The organism is Pseudoalteromonas sp. AWM4_233 (assembly GCF_056158285.1).
On sequence record NZ_JBSWSZ010000113.1, the window covers coordinates 921,375 to 933,955 of the forward strand.

Sequence of the window (12,581 nt, forward strand, 5' to 3'; positions counted from 1 at the left end):
AATATCAAAATCGCTAAATTTGCTCCCTAAGCGAAGCAAAAGAGATTATTCGTGTCTTTTTTGCTATTGTGATCTTCCGAGTGAATCAACAGTTGGGTGTGAACTTTAGTGACACGAACAATTATAGCTATTGCTGGTGCATCTGCATCTGGCAAATCTCTTTTTACGCAAACTATTTATAACGAGCTTGTAAATGAGCTAGAAGATGGTTCTATTGCCATCATCGAAGAAGATGCCTATTACAAAGATCAATCGCATTTACCGTTTGAGCATAGAACACAAACAAACTATGACCATCCGGATGCATTTGAACATGAACTTCTTAAGTCGCATTTAGAGCAATTAAGATCTGGTCAGTCTGTAGAGGTACCAAGTTACGATTATGCGCAACATACTCGTAGTAAGGATACTCGCCAGGTTAACCCTGCGAAAATATTAATTGTTGAAGGCATTTTATTACTCAGCGACCCTGAGTTATGTAAAGAGTTTGATATAAAAGTATTTATTGATACGCCTCTTGATATTTGTTTACTGCGTCGTACGCAGCGTGACATCGAGCAGCGAGGCCGAACACTACAATCTGTTGTGGAGCAGTATCAAGCAACGGTAAGACCCATGTTCTATCAATTTATAGAACCATCTAAACATTCAGCTGATTTAGTGGTTACACGCGGTGGCATGAATCGCGTGGCGATTGATATAATTAAAAGCAAGATAAAATATTTGCTACAAGAATAAAAACGGGAATTTACCATGACAACAATAATGAGCCTAGTGGGCATGATGGCCCTACTGGGTATTGCATTTGCAGCGTCAACGAATCGCAAAGCTATTAATTTGCGTACTGTTGGGGTGGCGTTTGCACTACAGCTTTTTATCGGTGGTTTTGTACTATTTGTAGAAGCTGGCAGAAACATACTTGACCAATTATCAAGCAAAGTATCAGCGGTAATTGGGTATGCAGGAGACGGTATCGAGTTTTTATTCGGCTCTCTTGCAAAGAGTGACAGTAATATTGGTTTTATTTTTGCGATCCAAGTATTACCGGTCATCGTATTTTTCTCTGCGCTAGTCGCAGTGCTTTACCACCTAGGCATAATGACTTGGGTTATTAAGATTTTAGGTGGTGGCTTACAAAAATTGCTTAAAACGTCTCGTCCGGAGTCGCTTTCTGCAACAGCTAATATCTTTGTGGGACAAACGGAAGCACCTTTAATTGTAAAACCGTTTATTCCAAGCATGACCAAGTCAGAGTTATTTGCTGTGATGGTAGGTGGCCTCGCAACCGTAGCAGGTTCTGTTATGGCAGGTTACGTTGCAATTGGTGTAGAGCTTAAATATTTAATTGCTGCCAGCTTTATGGCCGCACCAGGTGGTTTCTTAATGGCAAAAATGATCGTGCCGGAGACAGAAACACCTAAACAGAATTTATCAGATGTAATGTCTGATGAAGAGAAACCAGTAAATGTGATCGATGCAGCTGCATCTGGTGCGTCAAGCGGTATGCATTTAGCACTCAACGTAGGTGCAATGTTACTTGCTTTCGTAGCTTTAATTGCATTACTAAATGGTTTGTTAGGCGGTATTGGGGCTTGGTTTGACCATCCGACCCTAACATTACAAGAGATTTTAGGTTACGTATTCGCACCAGTTGCATGGTTACTCGGTGTTCCTTGGAGCGAAGCTGTAACGGCCGGTAGTTTTATCGGACAAAAGCTAGTAGTTAACGAATTCGTTGCTTATCTAGACTTTATGAATTATCGAGAAGGGTTAAGTGCACATACACAAGCAATTGTCACATTTGCGTTATGTGGATTTGCTAACCTTTCATCGATTGCAATCTTACTAGGCGGACTTGGCGGTATGGCGCCGAGTCGAAGAAAGGATATCGCACGCTTAGGGCTCAGGGCGGTTTTAGCAGGGTCAATGGCTAACCTAATGAGCGCCGCAATTGCAGGGTTTTTCCTCTCGCTAGCTTAGAAACTTAACGAGATTTCCCTAAAATTTGCAAAACAATTGGTTGGTTGCTTTAAGGGGTTAAAGTAACCACACTAACTTGAACGATACTTCACCAAAGGGCCTTTATGGCCCTTTTATCGTTTCTGGAGCAAGCTATTCTTTAAATGAAAAGTTTTTAATGAAAATATGCCCCTACTCATCTGTTATACCAATCCTCTTAATTAAGTGATCTATTTTGAGGCAAGGAAAACTTGTCGATAGCTAGGCGAAAATTTTGCTATTTAGTTGTTCTAAATAAGAAATTTTTAACGAAGCTAGCGATAGTTTTAGTCCCTCAAAATGATTGAGTATTATTGAGGTTTGGTAATACCTTCCTTAGATTATTTACTTTCAATTAACGCCTGTAACTTACCCTGCTTTAAAAAATTTTCTAATGACAAGAACAGCGGTTTTGGCAGTTCATCTAAGGCGAACCATTGCCAACCTAGACACTTATTTGGCTCTATGATTTCAGGCTCGCCTTCTACAACATTTGCCACCACGTACAAAGTTACATAATGTTTATTTAACGGATTAAAAACATCGTTAGAAAAACCTAACTGACTTACGTCAGAAACTTTCAAACCAGTCTCTTCTAGCGTCTCTCTAATTGCACAAGCCGCTATTTCTTCGCCCATTTCTAGATGACCACCAGGTGTGGCCCACGTATTCGCTCCATGAGAGCCGATACGTTCACCGAGTAGAATTTTTCCATCGCGAATAATGACAACTGCGACACCCACTCGAACATGTTCTGACATAATATTTGCCTTAATTGTTATTTTATTAAACACAAAAAAGCCGCTTTGCAGCGGCTCAGGTTAGATAAGCTTTTACGCTTCTTTCTTTGTTAATACGGCGGCATAAAAACCATCGTATGATGAGTTAATTCCCGGTTGTAGGTTTAACTCTTCTAGTAATTCAAAGTTTGGATTGTTTTCAAGGAATGCCTGCACTTGCTGTTGATTTTCACTCGGAAAAATAGAGCAAGTCGCATACACAAGCTTTCCGCCGACTTTACACATCTGGCTGTAACGTTGCAGAATTTCAGCTTGCAAGCTGATCAGAGTATCAATATTTTCAGGTTGTAAATGCCACTTAGCATCTGGGTTACGACGTAATACCCCCGTGCCAGAACATGGTACGTCTAGTAACACGCGATCAAACTTTTCTTTTAGGCGTTTAATCGTTTTACTGTTTTTGATTAAACGCGTTTCAAGCATATGCACACCCGCACGCTTTGCACGTTTTTTTAGTGCATCTAGCTTATGCTGATGAATGTCCATCGATAAGATGTAGCCTTTATTTTGCATTAGATCAGCAAGGTGTAAACTCTTTCCACCCGCACCTGCACACGCATCAACAACGCGCTGACCTGGTTTTACATCGAGTAATGGTGCTATCTGCTGAGAGCCCGCATCTTGCATTTCAAACCAGCCTTTGCTGAATGCTTCTGATTTAAATAAATAGCCGTATTCTTCAACTTCTAAACAATTGTCTTGCTCAAGTACTTTGGTGATTGATTGACTCTTTTTCAAAGACGTTTGTAACGTTTCAGCGTCGGTCTTCAAAGTATTTACACGTAAGTAAGGTTTCGCAGGTACGTTCAGTGCCTGTGCGATATTAACCCAATCATCACCAAGCTCTTGCTCAGCGCGCTGCCAAAGCCAATCAGGATAGCTTTGTTGCTCTGCTGGAGAGGCCTCATTAAGGTTTGCTTTTAATGTCTCAACATCTAAACCTGCAAACTCAGACCAATTTGGTAACTCAACGACATTTAACAGCTGATAAGCTTCAAAGTGTAGCCACGGCCAATTCTCATCTGAGGTATCGATATCAAGTGCCGTATTAAGCTGGCGGTGATAACGGATCAGCTCATAGCAATGCTGCACATAATAAGCTTTGGTTGCTTGATTCCAAAAAGCTTGGTTGGCAAGACCAGCTTCTATTGCTTTATCAGCGTACTGCTCTGTTTCAAAAACTTGTTTAATACAGCTAATAATGGCTTCAACACATTGGCTATCGTTTAACACTTGCCTAACTCCTAAATTCAATAACGACGCGGATTGTAGCTGATTTTCAGATAAGCGACGAGCACTATCCATATAAAACATGTAGGGTGCTCATTACATTTGCAACAGTTCATTACAAATTCGAACTTGTTTGCTCTGCAATTAAACCTAAGATAGAACCACACCAAGTTCGAGGAAAGGAATAAAAATGAAACACACGCTTTTATTGATGGCAGCGCTAGGCGCATCCTATTCAGCGATGGCAGCAAAAGACATTCCCATAAAAACCAATCGCAGCCTAATTGAAACTAAAAGCCCGATTATGTTTGCCTACCATGATGAAGACGCCAATTTAGCTGAGCTTAACCTTGAAAGCATGGAATTCACTAGGCTCGAACTGCCAAAAGATACTTTTGGTTTTGATTACGGCAAGCTTGCGGGATCATCTAAAATCACCGCTTTTGTCATGAATAAAGAAGGCATTTTTTCTGTCGATAAACACGGCGCTAAAAAGGTGCTCGCTACCAATGCACTGCTTTCTAAACTAGAATTCGACGAGTTCGAGAAAATCAATTTTATTAGCGACATTAATAATGATGGTCTGAGCGACATTGTTCTCCCTGACTTAACTCACTCAGAGATTTACATTCAAAACCCTGACAGCAGCTTTACTAAGCATACATTCAGCACTGAGCCTAAATTTTCGGGTAATTTTAGCAGTGGTAAATTGCGTCTAGACATTGACCTAACCATGGTGCCTAAAGTATTCGACATAAACCAAGATGGGTTTAATGATTTAGTGTTTCATGATAGAGAAAAAATCGATGTGCTGTATGCCAATAAAACAGGCTATGAAAACGCGCTTAAGCCTTTAAAACTGCCTGTTGAGACGGGCAAACTTGATGATGTAGAAGCGAATCGCCGCATTGCGAAATTACTCGATATCAACAATGACGGAAAGCTTGACCTTGTCACGCGTTATGCACCGATTGTTGAAGGCATGGACTCACTCGATGTTGAACTCACCTTTCAAGTATTCTACGGACAAAAAGATGGCCAATTTTCAGCAACCCCATTAACTTTGCCTAAGGCGTCTGGCACCAGTCGCTTTGAGTTCGATAATGACTTTAACGGCGATGGTAAAAGTGAATTACAAAAGTTTCATGTCGACTTTGGCCTAGGCACCATTGCTTCTATGGCACTGGGCGGCGGTAGCACTGATGTTGATGTAGAAATCAGCTTTTATGCGCAAAAGCCTGACGGTACCTTTTCTGAAGAACCTGACTCTGAAAAAGAAGTTGAGATGGAAATTGGCATGAGCAGTGATGAAATGGCATTAACTTACTATGCTGGCGATATCAACGGTGATGGTAAGCAAGATGCCGTATTCAAAACAGGCAGTAAAACGCTCAGTGTTTACTATGGCAATGCAGAGACTGTGTTAAACAAAAAACGCGGTAAGATCAAACATAAACTACCTGAAGATGGCAATGACATTAAACTGGTCGATATCAATAATGATGGTAAGCATGATTTTGTACTTAGATTTCAAGATGATGATGGTAGAAGTACAATTCAAACAATTTTAAATTAGATAGCAAAAGTTTTTACGCTGCAATTGGGAGTGCCTTTGGTACTCCCTTTTTTATTCCAAATTAAAGGGTTGTACCCAACTATTTACTTGTAGAGTCACATTTATTTCATTATCTTTAAAATCAGAAGAATAATAAATCGGTGATATAAGTGCAGTATCTTCCTCTCACACACGCGCATTTTCAAGATGTGATCTCACTGGCTAATATCGTTCATGGTGACAACTATATGGACGAACAGAGCCTAACTAAGATGCATCAACAAGGTATCAAGCATAATATTAATGCCAGTTTTGTTGCAATAAATGAACAAAACGAGGTCGTCGGGTTTAGGCTAAGTTATGCCGCAGATCAATGGGACATTGATAAATGGTGTAGCCCAAAACTCTGGCCTGTACTCCCTTCACAGATGGCATATTTCAAATGTATCGCCGTTTCTGAAAAAGCCCAAGGCCAAGGTATAGGCCCCAAATTACTTCACGCCTCTATTGTTGCTTTAAGACAGCAAGGTGCTTTGGCTGGTGTTGCGCATTTATGGAAACAAAGCCCAGGTAATGGCGCGGTGAAATATTTCACAAAAGCAGGCGGTGAGCTGATCAAGCTTCATGATAATCGCTGGACCGAGTTATGTGATACGCAAGGTTATGTTTGTACAGTTTGTGAAAACAGTTGTCAGTGCCAAGCGGCAGAAATGGCTTTACTTTTTTAAAGTTTAGTTACGAAACATTGCGCGGCTTCTAACCGCGCAACTACAGGCTTTTCCTACCAAGGTATTTGATCACCTTTATAGCTGTAAAAGCCACCACTTTGCTCGTCAGTTAAAGACTCAATAACTTGCTTTAGCCCTAGCGCCGACTCTTCAGCGCTTATCAATGCATTTGGTCCGCCCATTTCTGTTTGAACCCAACCAGGGTGAAGCGCAACCGTTTTAACCCCTTTTGGTAACAAATCGTTTGATAGGCTTTTCACGACTGAATTTAAAGCCGCTTTCGAACTGCGGTAAATGTATCCACCGCCTTTGGTATTTTCAGTATGACTACCAACTCGCGATGATAAAGCTGCGATTATTTTGAGTTCACTATTTAAGACTTGAGTTATAAACGCTTCTGCCAGTTTAGTTGGCGCTATCACATTGGCTTCAAATACATCACGCCAAGCGACTACATCACAATTGCCAAAGCCATAACCTTTTGGTCCATAGAGCCCTGCATTATTCAAAAGCACATCAATGTTTGAATCGGCTAATTTCTTACTCAAAGTAGCCATTTGCTGATAATCGGTAATATCTAGTTCATAGACGTGGAGCCTTTTGAATTCATTCTTTAATTGATTAAGCGTAGTAGCAGCAACACTGTTACGACACGTTGCGATTACTTGCCAATCATCAGCTAAAAAGACCTTGGTCAATGCTAGCCCTATGCCACGGTTTGCACCGGTAATAAATACTGTTTTCAATCGAGTTCACCCAATATACCCAAACTTCCTTAAGATGCATGATTCAGAGCGCTGCCTTCTGTTCTAGTTCAAGGAAAAGGACGCAGCGTAATGACGCGTCCTTTCCAAGTTCTTTGACAATGAAATAGGACTGAAAGCACGCTCCCTTGGGCGAGTTTGATTGGCTTTCATACTGCGTTATCAATTTTCGATTTAGAACCACTAGACCTTCAAATCGATGCCTTGTCTGACAGCCAATCAATTCTCGCTGAACCTCGTATCTTGAGGTGGTTTGGGTATATATTCAATACTTTGTGTCATTTTGCCATTTTTACATTTGCCATAACACCCCGGCTTTCTTGGGCAGCTATTACCTCGAATACAAATGACTCTAAGTTCAGACGCCAACCCACGTTCTATCCAGTTAATATTAAGAATACGCGCCACACTACGCAGTTGCTGACGGATATTATGCGGCACAACCGTTGAGCCGCCATGCTTAATACAAAGTGCTTGTAGGCTCTCAACGACAGCTTGCGCATCAGTGCCTTGCGCATCGATTGCGGGGTTCAAATCAATCCCCATACACAGAACATGTTTTGCACCAGCTAAGTCCTCAACTAATACAGATTCGCAACAATACAAACGCGTTCTACCATCAACACTTAGAATTGAAAGCTGCGCACTGCTTTCTCGTGACATTTCTCCAAACTTTCTAAATACCGCCCAGTGCTGACAGGGGTCTTCAACCTGACGCATGTTACCCCAAGGCAGAGGAATACCATTGCCTCGATAAACCGCTTTCAACTTACCCGGTTTATACGCATCAAAGTAATGCCAATGTGGGTAGGGTGACACCACTGTCATTCGACGCATCGCCACAGACACCGAAATGTCGAGTTGTTTATGCACTGAAATATCATAGCCATAGCTGTCGAGTAATTGCCTAAACGGCGCTTTAGGACACAGTAATGCGCCAGCAAAGAAGCTAGCCTCAAAGTCTTGCCAAGCTTGTAGAATATCTTGCGCATTGGGTGTGGTGTGTAATTCAGTTTCTTTTTGCTCAGCCCCACCAATCGATAATATACACTTTACTCCGTCTTGATTGTGTAACACAGCATGACCAATATGTACGGCTAAGTCATATTTCAATCGGCTTTCTTTGGTTTTCAATTTCTCATTTAAAAACACAATATTGGGTGCTCTTAAAAAAGAACTGACTAATCGTGACTTAATAACTTGTTTTACTTCGTTATGCTTCTCTTTTTCATTAAACCATTTAATTTGTAACCCTTTTTCTTGAGCGATGCGCATTAAATCGTTGGAGGTTAAATAAAGGTTTTTATTGCCCACTTCTTCTGCTGCACGCTCTAAGTCAGGAAAATGATTTTGATGATGTTCTTGGTGGGCACGAATTAATAAGTGTGCGAATTGACGGCCACTAATACCTGTTTGAGACAGCATTTCGGGAATAGCGATTTGCAAAATATCATTACTGAACAGAAAGTTGGGTTCAAGTGCCATACCTGTGATCCCGCCACTTCTGCCTTTATCTGGGGTAATGGTATCTTTTTCAGGCTCACTGTCTAAGAACCACTCAACGGGCTTTTGAAATACTTGGGCGAGATTTTCAAGCATTTCTTGGCTCGGCGTGCGCTTGCCGCGTTCTATCATAGAAAGATAAGAAACAGAGGGCGCTGAATAGGCATCAACTCTCACACATCGACTAGATAAATCCTCTAATGTCAAATGGTTACGCTTTCTCAAATTGCGTATTTTGGTTCCTAAAAAATGAGATTTTCGCATTAATGTTGATGTTTTTTTCACTGCCGTCCCCTGCTTATATTTTATTCACACAGTAAAAATAGCAGATTTTGTAAAATTTACACTGTGAAATTCTTTTTGTGAAATTATAAAAAATATTCACATACACTGAATTCAACAACCAACAAAAACGATTTAACGAATGAGGTTACGATTATGACAGCACTAACTCGCAGTGAAATGACAGATCAAACATGCCAGAAAATGACATTAGCAAAACAATATCTTGATGAGCATTGCCCGCTTGATCAGGGTTCACACACCCAAGTGACACATTACTTGGTTTACTACAATCACCTAATGGCGTTTTTCGCAGACGGCAGTCACTGTGGTTTAGAGCAGCCAAAACAATTTGTTGCCCTTTGCGGACATCGTGATGACCCAACAGCTATTTTACTTAAGAAAAAAGATGGCTTACATATTGAACTGACTTTCAACCGCCGTGGTGATGCAGGTAAAATTGATATGGCGCACATTGATGATATTCAAATGGAAACACAGCTCAGTGCTGTAGATAGTAATAATGACGCAACCCAACTAAAACGCCTTTGGATTAGCTTTTTAACAGGCATCGAATATTCAATTGTTCGTGAAGGTCAATCTAAAGCCTATACTGCAAAAGATGGCAGCGAGTATGTGTTGTAAAATCAAGCCACAAACAGCATGAAAAATCATTGAGCACTGTGAAAAAACAGCGGTCGGTGCTCAAATTGTCAAAAACCAATGTTCGTATGTTTGAGACTACACCAAATTTTAAAAAACTGTCGTAGATAAAGCCTTTTTATTTGTGGGCAACTTCTCTGCTGAAACCATACTTTATCTTTAACCCTTCAAGCGCAGCTAAAAATGCCTCTTGATCAAATAATGCTTCAATTATGTTAAATTGACCTTCTAAAGAAGTTGGACTTAATAAAGCTCTGTAATATTGCTCATGAGGTGCTTTTGAAAAATAAACTAAATCTCGCCAATGTGGGTGCAAAATAAAATAATAATTTAATGTCGCTCGACTGATCACAGCCAGATCAAGGCGTTGCTTTATCAACATTTCTAGCAATTGTAACTCTGAGCTCGTTGGCGTCAGTTTGGCTTTTCCCTCTTTTAAAACAGGTGCAACTCTAAAATAATGATACCCTCTCACCCCTCCAATATTTTTTTCATAAAGCGACTGTTTACCCGCATAATCAAAAGGCTTTTTAACATGAGAAATAAATTCATCCTGATCATGTAATAAAGGCCTGGTCCAGAGAAACTTGGTTTTTTGCTTGTCTTTAAACCATACAGGGTGAACACCTAAGATCATGCCATCTAAGGTATTGTTGGCGATTTCTCTATTGAGTCTTTTACGAGGTACAAACTGGGCGATAAACTGGTATTTGCTTTGAAAACGATTAAAAAGCTCAACCAGCTCAAAATAAAGTCCTGTTTCTAATTCTAACTGTTCAATATATGGCGGTTTTAAATGATAGATATACACGTAAACTTTTTCAGCAGTGTGTATTCTTTTTCCCTCTTCTTTTGCATTCAGTGACAAAGGCATTAATACCAAAAGAAGTAGAATAACTAAAAAGTTCGGCACGATAATTCTATATTTTATTTATCATTTAATAAGTTATAGACGACTTTTGAGTTTCTACAACTGCTAATTAATTATCAACGCTGCAATAAAACCCACTAAAAATTAGGATTGTAGCGGTTGCGCCACCGAAAAAGTTCCTACGAAAAGTTGAATACAGACTAATAAAACTGATTAAAGTAAGGGTTCTTTTATTGTGTCTTTGTACCAGTTTTTTGCTTGCTGTAATTGAGCTTTAATAAACTCATCTTTTAACGTCATATAAACTTGTATATCGTTATTACAAGCCCTAGCTGCGTCCGTTTTAATCTCAGCATACTGTAAAGCAGCTAGCTTATGCGCTTTTAAATAATCTCTAAAAATACGATGTTCAAACGCATGATCATGGCCTTGTTCAAAAATATGCACATGGTGGGTTCTTTGCAGGCCACCCTTTTGAAAGTAACGTCTTCCAATAATGCCATTCTCCCCCTTGCCAACAAACCCAAGCGCCGTCAATTGCGCAGTGAGATTATCTAAAAAGTCTAAATTTTTCACTTCAACAAGTATGTCGATTATGGGTTTAGCACATAAGCCAGGTACTGATGTACTCCCTATGTGTTCAATCAAAATCACTTGACCTTCAAGCAAAGATTTTAGTTGTTGTTTAACCTCTAAAAACATTTCAGGCCAAAGTGGGTTATATTCTACGACCTCAATAATTCTTGCCATTCACTTTAACCTTATTGCTTAAACGTATTAATTAAGAGATATGACACAGTTTCTACCACTATCTTTCGCTTGATAAAGTGCTCTATCGACTCGAGAAAACACATCATCGAAGCTAGCATCCTCGCGATTGAACTCAGTAAGTCCAATACTGACCGTGAGCTGGATTTTTTTAGCGCCGCATAGTAAGGATGACGCAACTTTATTTCTCAAACGTTCAGCAACATAGCCGCCTGCATTGATGTCCGTATAGGGTAACAATATTGCGAACTCTTCCCCGCCAATACGGGCGAAGGTATCTTCTTTTCGCAACAGGTCTTGTACAGTTGAAGTAAGATTTTGTAGTACTTCATCGCCTATAGGGTGGCCAAACTGGTCATTAATATTTTTAAAAAAATCGACATCCAAAGTTAACAAGCTAAAGCACGTATTTTGCCGTTTAAAAATACTAAATGCTTTCTCTGCCTCTTTTAAAAAATAGCGACGGTTGTAAATACCGGTTAAATCATCAATATTAGCTAGACGCTTAAATTCTTCTTTTAGCTTGAAAATCTCAGTTACATCAGTTGAGAAACCAATAAGAGAGCGCTTTCCTGCCATGGTCACTGGTACTTTCACGCTTAAATAATGTTGAGTTTCTCCATTATCAACCATCACTTCTTCAACACGTTGTACTTGCTGCTCTGTTATGGCTTTAGAATCACTCGCATGAAAGTGCTCAGCGGTGTCTTTAGGCAAAATATCTTGCTCTTTTTGACCAATTATTTGGTCTGAATCGAGACCGAATAAGTTCGCGACTTTGGAGTTCACATATAAAAAACGTCGCTCCTCGTCTTTCATGTAAACATATGCTTCTACATTATCTAGAATAACGCTCAATAGTTGTTTTTGTTCTTCAACTTGCTCTCTAAGACGCTTTTCTTCGGTGATATCATGTGCGATACCTACCAAGCCAATAATATTCTTGTGTCTGTCGAATAATGGGGTTTTAATAATCCGGTAAACTCTTTGTTCTGAAGTATGACGAACAAAGTTAGTTTCTTCAGAGGCAATTTGCTGCTTACCAGACAAAACTTTCCTATCATTTTCAATTATTTGCTGAGACATTGAAAGGTCAAAAAACACGCTATCGTCTTTACCAACTATGTCATCTTTTGAACATCCAAATAATTTTTCAACTTTGTCATTTGCATATATGTATTTCCCTTGCATGTCTTTTGCGAAAATATAAGCGCCTAAGTTGTCACATATATTAGACATTAAAGACATAGGCTCACTTGTGACGATATTTTTTATATTTTCCAAAAAATTATCCCTTATAGATTTCATATTTTTTGAACATTCTTTCGGTAGTGCTTCTAAAGAACAATGCAAACTTAGCACAACTAAAGCAAATAGAAACTGATTTGCGAGTAATCACTTCACTTTTAGGCTTGATTA

12 protein-coding genes are annotated in these 12,581 nt (G+C 39.7%); 5 read left to right on the plus strand and 7 right to left on the minus strand.

All coding sequences use genetic code 11. From position 1 onward, the window contains the following. The first annotated feature begins 108 nt into the window (after positions 1-108). Together udk and ACXAC4_RS25590 are read left to right on the plus strand one after the other, a co-directional pair. On the plus strand, positions 109-738 hold the full coding sequence (gene udk / locus ACXAC4_RS25585; RefSeq protein WP_475167441.1) for a uridine kinase: 630 nt from the start codon (positions 109-111) through the stop codon (positions 736-738). A gap of 15 nt (positions 739-753) precedes the next feature. After that, a complete protein-coding gene (locus ACXAC4_RS25590) occupies positions 754-1,980 on the plus strand; it encodes a NupC/NupG family nucleoside CNT transporter (protein ID WP_349287893.1) in 1,227 nt (408 codons plus the stop codon). 359 nt (positions 1,981-2,339) lie between these two features. On the opposite strand, the gene ACXAC4_RS25595 is transcribed toward ACXAC4_RS25590, so the two are convergent. Continuing rightward, entirely contained in the window at positions 2,340-2,759 is a 420-nt protein-coding gene (locus tag ACXAC4_RS25595) for a nucleotide triphosphate diphosphatase NUDT15 (protein ID WP_475167443.1), read from the minus strand. Between the two features lie 72 nt (positions 2,760-2,831). Continuing rightward, on the minus strand, positions 2,832-4,112 hold the full coding sequence (locus ACXAC4_RS25600) for an RsmB/NOP family class I SAM-dependent RNA methyltransferase (protein WP_475167448.1): 1,281 nt from the start codon (positions 4,110-4,112) through the stop codon (positions 2,832-2,834). 106 nt (positions 4,113-4,218) lie between these two features. On the opposite strand from ACXAC4_RS25600, the gene ACXAC4_RS25605 reads away from it, so the two are divergent. After that, the gene (locus tag ACXAC4_RS25605; protein WP_475167453.1) at positions 4,219-5,604 is read left to right on the plus strand and encodes an FG-GAP repeat domain-containing protein; all 1,386 of its coding nucleotides are present in this window, start codon (positions 4,219-4,221) and stop codon (positions 5,602-5,604) included. Between the two features lie 149 nt (positions 5,605-5,753). Next, positions 5,754-6,311 (plus strand): GNAT family N-acetyltransferase, encoded by a 558-nt coding sequence (locus ACXAC4_RS25610; RefSeq protein WP_475167457.1) that lies wholly within the window; start codon positions 5,754-5,756, stop codon positions 6,309-6,311. 53 nt (positions 6,312-6,364) lie between these two features. On the opposite strand, the gene ACXAC4_RS25615 is transcribed toward ACXAC4_RS25610, so the two are convergent. Together ACXAC4_RS25615 and ACXAC4_RS25620 are read right to left on the minus strand one after the other, a co-directional pair. Then, positions 6,365-7,057, minus strand: coding sequence for an SDR family oxidoreductase (locus ACXAC4_RS25615; RefSeq protein WP_475167462.1), 693 nt, complete (start codon positions 7,055-7,057; stop codon positions 6,365-6,367). A gap of 237 nt (positions 7,058-7,294) precedes the next feature. Next, the gene (locus tag ACXAC4_RS25620) at positions 7,295-8,863 is read right to left on the minus strand and encodes a DUF3612 domain-containing protein (RefSeq protein ID WP_475167468.1); all 1,569 of its coding nucleotides are present in this window, start codon (positions 8,861-8,863) and stop codon (positions 7,295-7,297) included. 105 nt (positions 8,864-8,968) lie between these two features. On the opposite strand from ACXAC4_RS25620, the gene ACXAC4_RS25625 reads away from it, so the two are divergent. Continuing rightward, positions 8,969-9,505, plus strand: a complete 537-nt coding sequence (locus ACXAC4_RS25625) for an aldolase/citrate lyase/malate synthase family protein (protein ID WP_349287950.1) — start codon at positions 8,969-8,971, stop codon at positions 9,503-9,505. A gap of 136 nt (positions 9,506-9,641) precedes the next feature. Here ACXAC4_RS25625 and ACXAC4_RS25630 read toward each other — a convergent pair whose 3' ends face one another. From ACXAC4_RS25630 to ACXAC4_RS25640, 3 genes are all read right to left on the minus strand, one after another. Then, positions 9,642-10,436, minus strand: a complete 795-nt coding sequence (locus ACXAC4_RS25630; RefSeq protein ID WP_475167473.1) for a hypothetical protein — start codon at positions 10,434-10,436, stop codon at positions 9,642-9,644. 171 nt (positions 10,437-10,607) lie between these two features. After that, positions 10,608-11,144, minus strand: coding sequence for a GrpB family protein (locus ACXAC4_RS25635; RefSeq protein WP_475167475.1), 537 nt, complete (start codon positions 11,142-11,144; stop codon positions 10,608-10,610). A gap of 27 nt (positions 11,145-11,171) precedes the next feature. Beyond that, positions 11,172-12,446 (minus strand): sensor domain-containing diguanylate cyclase, encoded by a 1,275-nt coding sequence (locus ACXAC4_RS25640; protein ID WP_475167477.1) that lies wholly within the window; start codon positions 12,444-12,446, stop codon positions 11,172-11,174. Positions 12,447-12,581 lie beyond the last annotated feature (135 nt).